This is a genomic window from Sulfitobacter sp. M05 (genome assembly GCF_029285175.1).
Classification (GTDB): Bacteria; Pseudomonadota; Alphaproteobacteria; order Rhodobacterales; family Rhodobacteraceae; genus Sulfitobacter.
The window spans coordinates 14,640-29,458 of record NZ_JABEDH010000007.1; the positions used below are offsets into that span (position 1 = coordinate 14,640).

Annotated in this window: 20 protein-coding genes and 2 pseudogenes; 20 read left to right on the top strand and 2 right to left on the bottom strand. The window is 60.1% G+C overall.

The features are described from left to right. The first annotated feature begins 81 nt into the window (after window positions 1–81). Together HKX44_RS18155 and HKX44_RS18160 are read left to right on the top strand one after the other, a co-directional pair. Entirely contained in the window at window positions 82–489 is a 408-nt protein-coding gene (locus HKX44_RS18155; RefSeq protein WP_276152789.1) for an acyl-CoA thioesterase, read from the top strand. Beyond that, complete coding sequence (locus HKX44_RS18160) at window positions 482–1,297, top strand: IclR family transcriptional regulator (protein ID WP_276152790.1); 816 nt, start codon at window positions 482–484, stop codon at window positions 1,295–1,297. The genes HKX44_RS18155 and HKX44_RS18160 overlap by 8 nt, the downstream gene beginning before the upstream one ends. Before the next feature lie 4 nt (window positions 1,298–1,301). Here HKX44_RS18160 and HKX44_RS18165 read toward each other — a convergent pair. Further along, window positions 1,302–2,292: pseudogene (locus tag HKX44_RS18165) on the bottom strand (IS481 family transposase). A 326-nt stretch (window positions 2,293–2,618) separates the two neighbouring features. On the opposite strand from HKX44_RS18165, the pseudogene HKX44_RS18170 reads away from it, so the two are divergent. From HKX44_RS18170 to HKX44_RS18180, 3 genes and pseudogenes are all read left to right on the top strand, one after another. Further along, window positions 2,619–2,741 (top strand): annotated as a pseudogene (locus tag HKX44_RS18170) (LysR family transcriptional regulator); the annotation flags it as partial. Further along, on the top strand, window positions 2,730–3,173 hold the full coding sequence (locus tag HKX44_RS18175; RefSeq protein ID WP_276156038.1) for a LysR substrate-binding domain-containing protein: 444 nt from the start codon (window positions 2,730–2,732) through the stop codon (window positions 3,171–3,173). The pseudogene HKX44_RS18170 and the gene HKX44_RS18175, both read left to right, overlap by 12 nt. Beyond that, entirely contained in the window at window positions 3,134–3,301 is a 168-nt protein-coding gene (locus HKX44_RS18180; protein ID WP_276152791.1) for a GMC oxidoreductase, read from the top strand. The genes HKX44_RS18175 and HKX44_RS18180 overlap by 40 nt, the downstream gene beginning before the upstream one ends. A gap of 91 nt (window positions 3,302–3,392) precedes the next feature. Here HKX44_RS18180 and HKX44_RS18185 read toward each other — a convergent pair whose 3' ends face one another. Beyond that, window positions 3,393–4,301 carry a LysR family transcriptional regulator gene (locus tag HKX44_RS18185; protein WP_276152792.1) on the bottom strand — a complete coding sequence of 303 codons (909 nt, stop codon included), beginning with the start codon at window positions 4,299–4,301 and terminating at the stop codon, window positions 3,393–3,395. A gap of 114 nt (window positions 4,302–4,415) precedes the next feature. On the opposite strand from HKX44_RS18185, the gene HKX44_RS18190 reads away from it, so the two are divergent. From HKX44_RS18190 to HKX44_RS18260, 15 genes are all read left to right on the top strand, one after another. Then, window positions 4,416–4,595, top strand: a complete 180-nt coding sequence (locus HKX44_RS18190; protein WP_276152793.1) for a 4-oxalocrotonate tautomerase family protein — start codon at window positions 4,416–4,418, stop codon at window positions 4,593–4,595. 53 nt (window positions 4,596–4,648) lie between these two features. Further along, window positions 4,649–5,629 carry an alpha/beta hydrolase gene (locus HKX44_RS18195; protein ID WP_276152794.1) on the top strand — a complete coding sequence of 327 codons (981 nt, stop codon included), beginning with the start codon at window positions 4,649–4,651 and terminating at the stop codon, window positions 5,627–5,629. 87 nt (window positions 5,630–5,716) lie between these two features. Further along, window positions 5,717–6,361, top strand: coding sequence for a glutaredoxin 2 (gene grxB, locus HKX44_RS18200; RefSeq protein WP_276152795.1), 645 nt, complete (start codon window positions 5,717–5,719; stop codon window positions 6,359–6,361). A 200-nt stretch (window positions 6,362–6,561) separates the two neighbouring features. Further along, window positions 6,562–6,915, top strand: a complete 354-nt coding sequence (locus tag HKX44_RS18205; protein ID WP_276152796.1) for an antibiotic biosynthesis monooxygenase — start codon at window positions 6,562–6,564, stop codon at window positions 6,913–6,915. Between the two features lie 116 nt (window positions 6,916–7,031). Beyond that, window positions 7,032–7,232 (top strand): hypothetical protein, encoded by a 201-nt coding sequence (locus HKX44_RS18210; RefSeq protein WP_276152797.1) that lies wholly within the window; start codon window positions 7,032–7,034, stop codon window positions 7,230–7,232. Beyond that, window positions 7,229–7,603, top strand: coding sequence for a hypothetical protein (locus HKX44_RS18215; protein WP_276152798.1), 375 nt, complete (start codon window positions 7,229–7,231; stop codon window positions 7,601–7,603). Before HKX44_RS18210 ends, HKX44_RS18215 begins: the two co-directional genes overlap by 4 nt. A 78-nt stretch (window positions 7,604–7,681) precedes the next feature. Next, a complete protein-coding gene (locus tag HKX44_RS18220; protein WP_276152799.1) occupies window positions 7,682–8,680 on the top strand; it encodes an NADP-dependent oxidoreductase in 999 nt (332 codons plus the stop codon). 119 nt (window positions 8,681–8,799) lie between these two features. Then, window positions 8,800–9,726, top strand: coding sequence for a LysR family transcriptional regulator (locus HKX44_RS18225; protein WP_276152800.1), 927 nt, complete (start codon window positions 8,800–8,802; stop codon window positions 9,724–9,726). Window positions 9,727–9,828: 102 nt separating this feature from the next. Beyond that, the gene (locus HKX44_RS18230) at window positions 9,829–10,461 is read left to right on the top strand and encodes an NADPH-dependent F420 reductase (protein WP_346348190.1); all 633 of its coding nucleotides are present in this window, start codon (window positions 9,829–9,831) and stop codon (window positions 10,459–10,461) included. 38 nt (window positions 10,462–10,499) lie between these two features. Continuing rightward, window positions 10,500–11,111 (top strand): ester cyclase, encoded by a 612-nt coding sequence (locus tag HKX44_RS18235; RefSeq protein WP_276152802.1) that lies wholly within the window; start codon window positions 10,500–10,502, stop codon window positions 11,109–11,111. Window positions 11,112–11,234: 123 nt separating this feature from the next. After that, the gene (locus HKX44_RS18240; protein ID WP_276152803.1) at window positions 11,235–11,678 is read left to right on the top strand and encodes a DoxX family protein; all 444 of its coding nucleotides are present in this window, start codon (window positions 11,235–11,237) and stop codon (window positions 11,676–11,678) included. Window positions 11,679–11,766: 88 nt separating this feature from the next. Further along, complete coding sequence (locus tag HKX44_RS18245) at window positions 11,767–12,549, top strand: (S)-acetoin forming diacetyl reductase (RefSeq protein WP_276152804.1); 783 nt, start codon at window positions 11,767–11,769, stop codon at window positions 12,547–12,549. Window positions 12,550–12,639: 90 nt separating this feature from the next. After that, window positions 12,640–13,509: a VOC family protein gene (locus HKX44_RS18250; RefSeq protein ID WP_276152805.1), complete on the top strand. Its 870-nt coding sequence runs from the start codon at window positions 12,640–12,642 to the stop codon at window positions 13,507–13,509. Window positions 13,510–13,514: 5 nt separating this feature from the next. Beyond that, window positions 13,515–14,480, top strand: coding sequence for a glutathione S-transferase family protein (locus HKX44_RS18255; protein ID WP_276152806.1), 966 nt, complete (start codon window positions 13,515–13,517; stop codon window positions 14,478–14,480). Beyond that, window positions 14,477–14,719, top strand: a complete 243-nt coding sequence (locus tag HKX44_RS18260; protein WP_276152807.1) for a hypothetical protein — start codon at window positions 14,477–14,479, stop codon at window positions 14,717–14,719. Before HKX44_RS18255 ends, HKX44_RS18260 begins: the two co-directional genes overlap by 4 nt. Window positions 14,720–14,819: the final 100 nt, after the last annotated feature.

The following is a 14,819-nucleotide window of genomic DNA, read 5'->3' on the forward strand; positions in this document are numbered from 1 at the left end:
CTCCCTAAACCTCTCGACGTTCCAGATTAAATAGTCCATAATTCTCCATAGCGCAATCGTTTTTATAATATGGAAAACTTCATGTCCCAGACTCAGACCTTCGACATCTCTTTCGGAGACTGCGATCCCGTAGGAATTGTCTTTTATCCCAATGCCTTTCGCTGGATGGATGCCACCTTCCACACGCTGCTTCGCCGCTATGGTGGACATTCCCAAGTCTGCAAGCAGTTGGAAGCGGTTGGGCTTGGGCTCGTTGATGCGTCCGCTCAGTTCAAGCATCCGATGCGCGACGGTGACACCTTGGACCTGCGCACCCAAGTTGTTGAGTGGTCCCAACGCACGGTTACCCTAGGCTATGAAGGGCGTGTCCAGGGCAAACTTGCTTTTACCGGGCGCGAAGTAAGGTGCCTTTTCAAACGATCGCAAAACAGTATTGTTGCCGCTGATCTCGCGCAGTTGCGAGAGCTTTTGGAGGGTCCGAATGTCTGACGAAAACGGCCATGGTCAGGGTCTCAAATCCTTGGACACTGCCCTTAGTGTTCTGGCGCATTTGACGCGACAGGCCGGACCTCAAACTTTAACAGATATAGGGCGCGCATGCGGGATGCCGCCGAGCAAGGTTCATCGTTACCTAGCTTCTTTTGTCGCAGCGGGTCTGGTAGCTCAAAAGGGAAAATCTGGACGATATGATCTGGGCCCTGCTGCGATGCAGCTTGGACTGGCGGCTCTATCTCGTCATGATTTCATAAATTCTGCCGCCGACGAATTGGCTGAGCTTTCCGCCGAAACAGGGATGACCGTTTTGCTGTCGGTTTGGGCCAATCAGGGTGCCACAGTCGTCCGATGGGAAAGGGGAGCCACACCGACTGATACGTCTATGGGACTAGGCACCACTCTGCCGCTACTCAATTCCGCAACAGGACGCGTTTTTCTTGCGTGGGGTGCTCGGCATGCCATTGACCCCGTCCGCGACGAACAACTTCGCCGTCTCAGGCGATTACCACCATTTGTTCTCGACCTCGAGCCCACAAAAGTTGGTGTAGAAGCCCTAATTGCTGCCACTCGCGAGCGTGGCTACGCGACTGTCGAAGGGCGTTACATACCTGGTCTCGTTGCAGCCGCTGCACCTGTGCTCGATTGGCAAGGTGAAGTCCAAGCCGCAGTAACTTTGGTAGGAACGGACCCAACACTGATTTCATCTGGCGCCAAGGAAATCAACAGTTTGGTTGCGTATTGCAAGAGAAAATCGGTTGTCCGCCTAACCGCCAATGCACAATCGGCCAAAGCTACTGCTTGATAAGCTAGGTGTTCAGTCCCGGCATCTGGTGGATCGGGTTCAAGATGAATCTTTCCGGCTCTGATGTCCAGATCTTGCAGATGTATTCGTAGGGTGTGAGCCCGTTGACGGTCTTGAGCCGACGCGCGAAGTTGTATGCTGCCATGAAGTCTGTGAGGTGCGTTCGCAGTTGATCATGGCTGTCGTAGTGGTAGCGTTTTACAGCGGCCTCCTTGATCGTGCGGTTCATCCGTTCGACCTGTCCGTTGGTCCAGGGATGGTTGGGTTTGGTCAGTCCGTGCTCAATGCCGTTTGCCTCACAGATCATGTCAAAGCGCATCGGCCGTGAATACGCGGTGCTCCGGTTCCGAGGCTGCTCGGCGAACTGAATGCCGTTGTCGGTTAGAATGGTGTGGACCTGATACGGCACGGCTTCGAGCATGTATTGTAGAAACTCCCAAGCCGTTTTTCTGTCCGCCTTCTCGACAAGCTGGGTCACAGCAAACTTGCTCGTGCGGTCGATGCCGACGAACAGCTTTCCTTCAGCGGTCTGCACCTCGGCGATGTCCCCTCTCGTGCATGTGGACATGCACTGCCGGGCAGTGGATGTGGAAGAAGCCGATAGGGTAGCGATTGAACTTCGACCGCTTTGGCTTGTCGCCCTCGACGTCAGGCAGGCGCGAGATGCCATGTCGCGGTAGACAGCGGTGCAGTGCTGAGTGTGTCAGGTGCGGGATGGACGACTGGAGGGCATAAAGGCAGTCATCAAGCGGCAGCAGCGTATGGCGCTGGAACGCGACGATAGCCGCCTCCTCAGCCTCCGTGAGGACCGTCGAACGTGGCTCCTTTGGGCCGGTCTTGAGATCATCAACCGTCTGTCGTTTGCGCCACTTCGCAACCGTTTTGGGATTGATCCCGAGCTCCCGGCTCAACGTCGCGAACGAAGCTTGCGATCGCTGTATTGCTGCTCTGACGGCGTACGTGGTCGTGGCGCTCCCGTGACGAACTTGTCCCATAGGGCATCCTTCCATTCCTTCGAAAGGATCACACCATCAAACCCCGGGATCAAACACCTAGCCTAAACAAATAGCACTACAATCCGGGCCGGTTACCGTGACAGAATATTCATCCGAATGCCTGGATAGTCCTGCCCACCGCGCCGCCGTCGCGGCGATTACAGGATGAGTCAAGGCCGGGAGCAGCCCCACCTCGGTATACGACCGTGCCTTTGGCCGAGGCGGCCCGGGCGCATGCTGTGCTGGAGAGTCGTGGCGTGAGCGGACGCGTACTCCTGATTCCGTAAAGGGTCACGCGCCGCCATCCGCCCAATGAAGCGGGCAGTTTCACCGGCGGTGCCGATCACGTCGGCACAAGTTCGGGTCAAGCGTCCAAGCTTGTCTCCCGACTGGAGACAGAACTCGGCGTGCGATTGCTGAATCGCACGACACGCTCGATTTCGGCAACCGAGGCAGGTAAGGCATATTTCGAGCGACTTCGTCCGCTGCTCGACGAATACGATCATCTCGACCTCGCGGACCGCGTTGCGTCTCAGACGCTGCGAGGAAGGCTTCGTCTGACAGAGCCACTTTCGTTCGGCGTGATCGAGTTCGCCCCTGCGCTCAATGACTTCGCCCTGCGCTATCCCGAGATCAAGCTTGATGTGATCTTTTCCGACCGGATAACGAACCTTGTAGACGAAGGCTTCGACATGGCAATTCGTAACGGTCGGCCGGCGGATTCGAGGCTGGCGCTCGAAAGCTCTGCTATGTGCGGATCGTGGTCGTTGGCGCCCCCGCTTACTTTGATCGTATGGGCGAGCCGAACGAACTGGCTGGGCACGCCTCCGGCGCATGTAGAATGGGCGCGGACGACGCTGCCGTCGTCGATCGGCAACTGAGGGTCAACGGTATCCGCAACCTGCGCATCGCCGACAGCTCGATCATGCCCAGGATCGTTTCCGTGCCCACGATGCCAATCTGCGCCGTGATCGGCGTCCGGGCGGCCGATCTGCTGTCCAAAGGCTGATCCGGCAGAGAACCGGCGCCTATACCAGCAAATAAAAGGGAGGGACGCCGCAACCGGCGCCCCCTCAACTAGAGTGTACGTCCGTTTTGGCTCAGTTCAGCGCCCCGCTGGCGGCATATTCAACAATCTGGTCAACGACATAGCGGACTTTTGGGCTCAGCTGTCCTTGCCGCGCCCAGACCGCATGGATGTCGACGGACGTGTGCGACAGGTCTTCCAGGATGGACACCAGCCGCCCTGCGTCGAGGTGTTCGCGCAGCACAGATGACGGCATCTGGCAGATCCCGAAACCGGCGACCGCTGCCGCAATGATGGCCTCGCCATCGCTGAGTTGGTGCGTGGGCGCAGGTGTGAACCGCCGGGAGTTGCCACTGTCCTGCACCAGCCAATTCACCGGGGGTCGCTTGGGCATCCCCACGATGTTCCAGTGGTCTCCGATGTCTGCAAGTGAACGGGGCACACCATGTTCACTCAGATAAGAAGGTGCGGCGCAGATCAGGAGCTTCTGGCTCGTCAGTTTTCGTGCGATCAGCCCGTGCGTGTCTGGCAATGTGCCGAAACGGATCACCAGATCTACGTCGTCGTGAAGCGGATCGACGATGGCATCCGTGAAGGACAGCGTCAGGCTCAGCCGCGGATGCGGTTTTGCGATTTCGAGCAGGATCGGCAACAGGATCCGGCGCCCGAACGCCACCGGCATGTCGAGCCGCAGCCTGCCGCCGATGACCCGGTTGCTGGATGTCAGGGCGACCTCTGCCGCCGCGATTTCGTCATATGCGGCAGCGCAGGTCGCGAAATATGCCTCCCCGTCAGCGGTCAGGCTCGTACGTCGCGTCGTCCGGTTGAACAATTTCACGCCAAGGCGATCCTCGAGGCGGCTGATGCTCTTGCCAACCGCAGATTTCGAAACTCCCAACTGATCGGCGGCGGTGGTGAAATTGCCCGCCCGGGCCGCCGTGACGAAGACGACCAGACCGGAAAAGGTGTCGCTCTCTGCCATGCTGGCTCCCGATTGTAGAATTCATGTCCACACTGAAGATATCTTGTAGAGAATTGTCAATCACTAGGGGACAGCGCATATCCGTGGAGCACCCAAGAAAAAGGATCAAGGATTATGCCAGTCGTTCGCGTGAGTTGGTTTGATGGAAAAACCGCCGAGGAAAAGGCCAAGGTCGCCCAGGAGATCACGGAAAGCATCGTGAAGAATACCGGAACCGAAGCCAGTTATATCTACGTGATATTTGAAGACGTGAAGGCGTCTGACTGGGCTGGCAGCGGCAAGCTGTTCGGTTGACAGTGGCGCGCCCGACGCGTTCGGGCGCGTCCTCCTCTCATGTGAGACGTTTGATGAAACACCTGACTGCCGCCCTGTTCCTGTCGCTGACGATCAGCGGTCCGACGCTTGCGGATCCCGCCGCATCGGTGATCGGCGACTACACGTTCCCGAATGAAATCGTGGGCATGCCCGGAAAACTTTCCGCCTTCGCGGGGCTGGACATCAACAGCTTCAAGACGAATGACGGTGTTCGTCTGAACTATTGGGAGGCCGGCTCAGGCGACCCGATTGTATTCGTGCCCGCATGGGGCGCGAGCGGCGCGGAAATGATCAACCAGCTGTGGCTGCTGGCCAAGACCAATCATGTGTACGTCCTGGATCAGCGCAATCAGGGCACATCCGAGAAAACCTTGAAGGGCCAGCGCATCGCCCGGTACTCCATGGATCTCCACGAGTTCCTCGATCATATCGGCACTGACAAGACGGTGCTGGCGGGTTGGTCGATGGGCGCTTCGGTTATCTGGGGTTACATCGACCTCTTCGGCACTGCCCGCATCTCCAAGGCAGTTTTCGTTGACGAACCCGTCTCAATCTACACTCATGCCGACTGGTCGGAGGAAGAGCGTCTGAACGCGGGCGGCATGACCACCTCGCCGGAGCGCATGATCGCGGCCTATCGCGGCGCTCCGACCAACCAGCAGATCGTCGACATGAAGGTCGTGCACCGCTCCCAGATGCTGGACTCGCCCTATGCGCGGAACGCGCTGGGGCTCGCGGAGCGGGTGGGTTCGGATCCCGACTTCACGATGTTGGTCCTGTTCGATCATGCGCTGAACGACTGGCGCGACGTCATCGAGCACAAGCTCGACATCCCGGTCGCAGTCTTCTCAGGCGAGCAGAGCAACAACCTTCCCAGCCAGGAATGGATCGCGGACACGGCTCCCGACGGGCGGCTGTTCAACTACGGCGACGGGGACGACGGCGACCATTTCCTGATGCTCAAGAACCCGGTGCGGTTCGTGGCGGATCTGCGGGCATTCCTCACCGAGTGACAGGCCGGACTGATGAGGATTTCGCACAGTTCAACCGCTTCCCCACTCTCGCCGACTCAACAGATCTCTCGTTCAAGGACCTGCGATATGAAGCTCTATGTATACGATCACTGTCCCTTCTGCGTGAAGGCGCGCGCGATATTCGGGCTGGCGAATAGACCTTTCGAACTGGTGATCATGCTGAATGACGACGAGGCGACTCCGACCCGCATGATCGGCAAGAAAATGGCACCGATCCTGGAAGACGGAGAACGGTTCATACCGGAAAGCATGGATATCGTTGGCCATGTCGACGGGATGTCAGAGGACAGGGTCCTTGACGGACCGCGCAATCCGCGTGTCGTGGAATGGATAAGCGGCACCGCCGACATGCTGTATTCCCTTGCCATTCCCAGATGGGCCGCTTCACCGTTCGACGAGTTCTCCACTCCCGAGGCGCGTGCATATTTCACGCGCAACAAAGAGGCCATGATCGGCGACTTTTCCGACAGGAAGGCCGAAAGCGGTGCCCGAGTAGCGAAGATGAACCGTCACCTGCCAGTGTTGGACGCGCTTATCCAGTCACCCGATGCCGTGAATAGCTATATTTCGGAAGACGATGTCCATCTATTCGCGGCCTTGCGGGCGCTTTCGATCGTGAAGGGCATTATCTATCCGCCGCGGGTAGAGGACTATCGGAACCGGATGGCCCGACGGACCGGCGTGCAACTGCATGATCAGATCGCCCTCTGACAGGGGAAGCCTCTCATCCCCTTTTCCAAGCCCCCACCCAAAGGGAAGACCAATCGCCCGCGATCGGGCGGTTTCGGACCGTCGCGGCGCATTGCCCGATGCGAGGCGGGGGGCACCGACAGAAGGATCGTCGTGTTCACGGCCCCGGGGCTGGATCTGGACAGAAACCAACTTACACACTCAGCCGGAAAGGACACGCCATGAAGGGCGAGCTATATTCCATCTACCACATGACCATCAAACCGGAGCACTTTGCCGAGTTCGAGGCCCTCGTCGCCAAGATTGTCGAGGCTGCCAGCCATGAGCCGGACACGCTGACCTACGAATACGTCGTGAATGCCGACCACACCGAGGTGCATATCGTCGAGCGGTATCTGATGGCGGGTGTGCTGCCGCATGTCGAGGAGACATTCGCCCCTTACGCCGAGAAGTTTCTGTCCCTTGCCCGGATCGAGAAAGTATTCGTCTACGGCGATCCAACCCCGGAAATCCGTACGAAACTCGATGGCTTCGGCGCGAGCTACTTCAAACAGTTCAACGGCTTCACGAAATAAGGCGGCTTCGCCGCCTGCGATGAACCCGGATGCCGGGCCCGGCATGCGCCACGCCACCCGCGACCGCCCGAAACCCAAGGGCGAATTTCATTCCATCTGCGAGAAGGATCAGGACGTTGACCGTTTCACTCCAAGACAATGACAAGATCAGCTCCAAGATAGAGGTCACGTACTTCGATTTTGCGAAGCTGCCCGACGAAGTCCGGGAAAAATTCGAGAGTCTGCCGACGAAGGTGAATTTCTTTCGGATGCTGGGTCACAGCTCCGGCGCGTTCATCCCGTTTATAGATTTTACCAATGCGATCTTCCGGACTTGACCATCTCAGACTATCACAAGGAGCTGGTCGTTCTGATGGTGGCGGCGCATGAAGGCGCCGCCTACGAATGGGAGCAGCATGTCTCCATTGCCCAGACGGCTGGCGTTCGCCAGGGTCAGTTCATCGCGATCGCCGAGGATCGGCTGGATGATGCAGAGGCCTTCGCGGAAAATGAACGCGTCCTGTTACGCTTCGGGAAAGCCATCCTCGACAAGGGAAAGGCTTCGGGATTCTTGTTCAAACATGCCTTGAGGCATTTCTCCGTTCAGGAACTGAGCGATGCCACCAGCGTACTTGGATATTACCGCATGGTGTCCAGCTACCTGCAGACCTTCGATATTTCCATAGACGCGCAGGTCGATGGAAGCTAGATCAAGGGCTTAGGACGGGAACGCCATTCGTTCGACGATTGGCGTTCGCAGCCGCATAGGGAGGACGGAGCGCGCGGAATGACTACAAGCAATGAGGTCACCAATGCCATTCAGATCAGCGCCTATGGCCCCCCCGAGGGGCTTGTCCTCGCCCCGATGGCACTCGCGCCGCTTCGGCCCGACGAGGTGCGGATCAGGACAATCGCCGCCGCCGTGAACCACACGGATCTGGAGATACGCTCGGGCAATTGGCCCATCCGGAACCAAGAGCCGTTTCCCTACGTTCCCGGCGTCGAGGTTGTCGGCGAGATTGCGGAGATCGGTGCCTCCGTTCACGGCATTTCTCCCGGTGATCGGGTGATCACCATGATGCAGGGGCTCGGTGGCGTGCGCGGTGAGCGGCCAGGCGGCTACGCCGAGCTTGTCACCGTCGCCGCCGACTCCGTTGCCCCGATCGGCTCCGCGACCGACCCCTACGTGATGGCCGCCATCGGACTGGGCGGGGTGACAGCCTACGAGGGCCTACGCAGGATTGGCAGCCTCGCAGGCAACCGCATCCTCGTAACGGGGGCGGCTGGCGGCGTCGGTTCGGCAGCCGTTGCCATCGCTAAAGCCCAGGGCGCGACTGTGGTGGGCGTCGTGTCGCGAGTCGAGCAGTCGGACTACGTGCGTGGTCTCGGGGCAGACGAGATCGCTCTCTCCGCCCGCGACGCGCCGCCGGATTTTGAGGCCGCGAGCATTGACGGCATCCTCGACACGGTCGGCGCACCCGTGTTCGAGATGTCTCTCCGGGCCCTGAAGCCTGGTGGCGTCCTGTCGCTTGTCGGCGCTGTGGGCGGGAGTGACGTGCGCTTCGATCTTTGGGACCTGATCCGACCGGTGACCCTGACGGGATACTCTTCCGAAAGTCTCGATGGCCCGGCCCTCCGCGGTGCAATGGCTGCGCTCACTGGATGGATCAAGGATGGAAGCATTGCCGCGCCCCGGTACACGACGGTCCCCTTGGCAGAGGCGGCCCGGGCGCACGCCATGCTGGAGAGCCGCGGCGTGAGCGGACGCGTACTCCTGATCCCTTAAAGGGCCTCACGCCTATAGCCGCCCATCGAAAAGCTGTCACAGCTGCCTCGTTACATTTCTTCCGGCAAGATGTTAAACTCCCTCACGTGGTGGGTATTTCTTCCGAAAGGGATTGATTGTTGGATCGACTTGACTGCGACAGGATGTTCGTCGCCGTGATGGAAACGGGCAGCTTCACCGGCGGGGCCGAACGCCTCGGTACAAGTTCGGGCCAAGCGTCCAAGCTCGTCTCCCGACTGGAGACGGAACTCGGCGTGCGACTGCTCAACCGCACGACCCGGTCGATATCGGCAACGGAGGCGGGCAAGGCGTATTTCGAGCGGCTCCGGCCGCTGCTTGATGACTACGATCATCTCGACCTGGCCGTCCGCGACGCGTCTCAGGCACCGCGAGGCAGGCTTCGACTGACGGCGCCACTTTCGTTCGGCGTGATCGAGCTCGCGCCTGCGCTCAACGACTTCGCGCTGCGCTATCCAGAGATCGAGCTTGATGTGACCTTTTCCGACCGGGTGACGAACCTCGTGGATGAAGGCTTCGACATGGCGGTCCGCATCGGACGTCCTGCAGATTCGAGCCTGGTTGCTCGAAAGCTTTGCGATGTGCGGATCGTGGTTGTCGGCGCCCCCGCCTACTTCGAGCGGATGAGCGCACCGGCCGCGCCAGAGGAACTTGCAGCGCACGACTGCATCATCGACACGAACTTCCGGGAGCCGGACCGCTGGCCGCTCCGATCGCTCGCCGGCGAAGTCCTTGCGACACCGATCAGCGGTCGAATTCGATACTCCAACGCCGAGGCCTGCCTCCGGGCCGCGGAGGCCGGGCTGGGTTTGGCCTGCGTCCCTAGCTTCGTGGCCGGGCCCTCGATTCGGGCGGGACGGGTTCTTCGCATTCTGCAGGCCCACGAGACCACACCCTTCGTCGTTCACGCGCTCTATCCTCACAGCCGGCATCTCGCTGCCAAGGTCCGGGCGCTCGTCGACTTCCTTGCCGATCGCTATCGCGGCAAGCCCCATTGGGAACAGGGCTGGGTGCTATTCCTTCCATAATGGATGCAATGATCTTCCGATTGGACGGATTATCATTCTGAATGAATGAGGCCATGTTCTGCTGGACAAAGACGCAGATGCGTCACAACCAGGAGAACGATCATGAACATTTCCATTCTCGGAACGGGCAACATGGCCAGTGGCCTTGCCGTTCTTTTCGCAAAGGCCGGTCATCAGGTTACTCTCGCCTCGCGCGATGCCTCCGAAGCCCGCTCCGTCGCGACCAATCTGGGCAACAACATCCAAGGCGGCCCTCTCGACGGTGCTTCAGATTCTGCCGAGATTGTCGTTCTGGCGGTGCCGTTCGGCGCGGCTGCGGACGTCATCAAGGCCGCGGGCGGTCTGGTCGGCAAGATCGTCATCGACATCACCAATCCGATGACGGCCGATTTTTCGGCGCTCACCGTCGGCCACACGACCAGCGCTGCCGAGGAAATCCAGAAGCTCGCGCCGCAAGCCCGCGTGGTCAAGGCCTTCAACACCGTCTTCGCGTCGGTCCTGCAGAACGGCGGCTTGGTCGCCGGCCAGCCGACAACTGTCTTTGTGGCCAGCGACGATGCCGAGGCCCGCGAAAAGGTCGTGGCCCTCGCGACAAGCGCCGGCTTCAAGACCCTGGAAACGGGTGGCCTGGCATCCGCCCGCTACCTCGAGCCCGTCGGTGGCCTGAACATCGCGCTCGCCTACGGCCTTGGGCACGGCACCGATATCGCCCCCACCTGGCAGCGCAACGCCTGACTGCCAGACAACCCCACAACATCAAGGAAGCATACACCATGCGTAACGTCATGAAAACTCTAATGGCCTCGGCCGCTCTTGCCTTTGCCGCAAGCGCCATCCTGGCGCAGGATATTGCACCTGCGGCGTCGCCTCTCACGGTTCTGGAACTGCCGCCGGCATTCGGCGACGGTAAGATCACGGCCGAGCAATACTATGATGGCGGCGCGATCATCGGTGCGCTTGCCGCCCAGAATCTCCAGACCTTCGACGAACTCGACTTCGAAGTTTTCAGCAATGAGGAATGGGAGCGGCTCCACGAGAGTCACAACGAGGACATCGTCGTGACCTGGCCCGACGGCCATTCGACTGTCGGCATCGATCGCCACATCGCCGACCTGAAAAACTTGTTCGTCCACGCGCCCGACACCGAGATCAAGCTCCACCCGATCCGCATCGGCACGGATAACTGGACGGCGAGCATGGGCGTGATGACCGGCACCTTTACCGAGCCCATGGCGACTGCAGACGGCGGCTCAATCGAGCCCACGGGCAATCGCTTTGAGCTGCCCATGGCCACCATCGCCTACTGGCAGGACGGTCGGATGGTCCACGAGTGGCTGTTCTGGGACAACGCGACCTACATGGCGCATCTCGGCCTGGCCAACTGATCTGATCTTCAGGCTTGTCGGACCGGACCCAGTCCGGTTCGGCGCGCGACCCTGGGGGCAGACCGCTCGCACCTGAACATTCTGCCAATGCTTTGCCACGAACTCAATCGAAGGACCAATGAAATGACCTACGCAACCACCCCTTCCGCCGCCCGACCGACCCTGATCTACGGCATTGCCAATGCCGATCTTGCGGCCACCATCCTGCGCGTCTCGCTGGGTGGTCTGTTTCTGGCCCATGCCGGGCTGAAGCTGTTCGTCTTCACGCCCGCAGGGACGGCCGGGTACTTTGCCAGCCTCGGGCTTCCTGGACCGCTCGCCTATCTCGTCATCGCCGCCGAGCTCTTCGGTGGCATCGCCCTGATCCTCGGCGTCTACAGCCGCTGGGTGTCCCTGGCACTCGTGCCCATCCTGCTCGGATCGATCTACGCGCCGCACGGCGCTGCCGGATTCTTCTTCTCGAACGAAGGCGGCGGCTGGGAATTCCCCGCCTTCTGGGCAATCGCGCTCGTGGTTCAGTCGCTGCTCGGCGACGGCGCCTACGCCCTGAAGCGGGCACGCGCCTGACCCCACCTGCTGGCCGCGGGACCACCCCCCGCGGCCGCACTCCTCCCGACGAGATGCCAATCGAAACCGAACAACTCAGGAGAAGAACATGAGCAAGATTTCCGGAAAGGTCGCCTTCATCACGGGTGCAGGTCAGGGCATCGGCGAAGCGATCGCCCTGCGCCTGGCGGAGGACGGTTTCGCGATTGCCGTTGCCGACATGAACACGACGTCGGCCCAGTCCGTGGCTGACAGGATCGTGGCGGCAGGGGGCAAAGCCACGGTGGTCGAGGTCAATGTCGCCGACCGCGATTCCGTCTTTGCGGCCGTCGAAAGGGCCGCGGCCGAGTTGGGCGGCCTTGACGTCATTGTCAACAACGCCGGCATCGCCCCGATCACCCCGATCGAAGACATTACTCCCGAGACCTATCGCCGTGCGTTCGACATCAATGTCGGTGGCGTTCTGTGGGGTATCCAGGCTGCCGTTAAAACCTTCAAGGAACTGGGCCACGGCGGCAAGATCATCAGCGCGGCCTCACAGGCAGGTCATGTCGGGAACCCCGAGCTGGCGGTCTATTCCGGGACCAAGTTCGCGGTGCGAGGGATCACCCAGAGCGCGGCGCGAGACCTTGCTGGCCTCGGGATCACCGTCAATGCTTACGCACCAGGGATCGTGAACACGCCGATGATGCAGAAGGTCGCCCAGGATGTCGCCGAGAATGCCGGTGAGTCCTTCGACTGGGGCATGGAGCAGTTCGCCAAGAACATCACGCTCAAGCGCATGTCCGAAGCCAGCGACGTCGCGGCAGTCGTTTCGTTCCTCGCCGGTCCCGACTCCGATTACATCACGGGCCAATCCATCGTCGTTGATGGTGGGATGGTCTTTAACTGAGCTAACCACAACTTGCCCGGCCTCCCGCCATCGAAGGATGGAGGGGGCCGGACTGCTCCGCCTCTATAAGATCAAGAAGGGACCGATACAATGGCGACGGTAACCGAATTCTTCGACATGCATCTGGCACCGATGCGGATTGCGCAGGTATCGCTCAAGGTGCGCGATCTGGACATGGTCGCATCCTGGTACAAAGCTGTCCTCGGCCTTATCCAAGTCACCGGCACAGCCGGGCGCATCACGCTTGGCACTCAAGGCTTGCAGCTTCTGGAGCTGGTGGGAGACCCCGGTCTGGATGCGAATGACCGGCGGCAGGCGGGCCTGTTCCACACCGCTTTCCTGATGCCTACGCGTGCCGATCTCGCCCGCTGGCTTACCCATGCCGTCGCCACCGGGGTACCACTGCAAGGCGCTTCCGACCATATCGTCAGCGAGGCGATCTACCTCGCCGACCCCGAAGGAAATGGCATTGAAGTCTATGTCGACCGCCCCGTCGCGCGCTGGCACGATCAGAGCGGCGCGATCCGCATGTCCACCGATCCGCTCGATGCCCAGGGTCTCCTTGCCGCCGCCGAGGGTACGCAGTGGGCGGGCTTCCCCGAGGGCGGCATGATCGGCCACATCCACCTGCAAGTCGGGGATACAGCAGAAGCCGATCGTTTCTATCGCGACGTGCTCGGCTATGGCGTAACCACCCGCTACCCCGGTGCCAGCTTTTATGGCAGCGGCGGTTATCACCACCAGCTTGCAGGCAACGTCTGGAATAGCCGCAGGGTGGGCAAACGGGCGGAAGGTATGGCTGGGCTTGATGCCGTCGAAATCATGGTCCGTGACGCTCTGACCCTTGCGACAATCACAAATCGCGCTGAAAGCGCGGGTATGGAAATCGATGCGGACCGGGGTGGCGTGATGCTGTGCGACCCATGGGGCACTGCCATCACATTGAAGAACGAAGGATAAGAGAAATGCTCGTGAACGGGAAATGGGTCGCAAATTGGCAACCGGTGCAGGCATCGGATGACCAGGGCCGCTTCGTGCGGCAGGTCTCGTCGTTCCGCAACTGGATCACTGCGGACGGGACTGCTGGCCCAACCGGATCCGCCGGTTTCAAGGCCGAGGCGGGGCGCTATCGGCTCTATGTGGCGCTCATCTGCCCTTGGGCTTCGCGCACGCTGATTGCGCGCAAGTTGAAAGGGCTGGAGGGGCTGATCGCCGTGACCGTGGTAAATCCGGTGCTGACCGATCAGGGCTGGGTCTTTGGCGGCTATCCCGGTGCCGGGGAGGATCCGCTTCACGGTGCGCAGCACATGCATCAGCTTTACACCCACGCCGATGACAGCTTTTCGGGGCGCGCCACCGTGCCAGTGCTGTGGGACGAAAAGACCGACACGATGGTCAGCAACGAAAGTGCCGATATCGTGCGGATGCTCAACACTGCCTTTGCCGAACTGGTGCCGGGCAAGCCTGACCTCTACCCCGCCAATCTGCGCGACGCCATAGATGTGCTGAACGCCGATATCTATGACAGTTTGAATAACGGCGTCTACAAGGCCGGGTTCGCCTCGACCCAAGCCGCTTATGACGAAGCGGTGGCTGGTGTCTTTGCCATGCTGGATCGCCTCGAGGATCAGCTGACTGGTGACTTTCTGTTCGGGAACCGCTTCACCGAAGCCGATATTCGACTGTTCGTGACATTGATCCGATTCGATGCCGCCTACCACGGGCTCTTCAAGACCAATATCAAGCGCATTGCCGACTATCCGCGCCTGTCGGCCTATTTGGAGCGCGTGCTGCGCATTCCCGGCGTGCGCGGGACGGTCAACATCGACCACATAAAGGCCGGATATTACTCGATCAAGGCGCTGAATCCGGGCGAGATCGTGCCTGTCGGACCGGGTCATGTCACTGCACTTCTGGAGGAGATGAAATGACTATCGGGCCCGCAAAGCGCATCGTATTCCTGCATGGGGTCGGTGGGAGCGGTGATTCAATACACCCCTTGGCCCAACAACTGGACCTCGCTTTTGAGGCGCATTGCCCGGACGGCCCTCAGGCATTTGACATGGGTGCTGGGCGGCAATGGTTCTCGGTCAACGGCGTGACCGAAACAAACCGCCCTGCACGCGTGACCGAGGCCTTGCCAGCCTTTATGTCACTGTACCCTAATTAGTCAGAATTGGGTCTGAAATTATCCCGTATTATCAATGGCCGCATGTACCCTTAATTTTCATATTGTACCGTTAATTACCATACTGTACCCTTAATTGCAG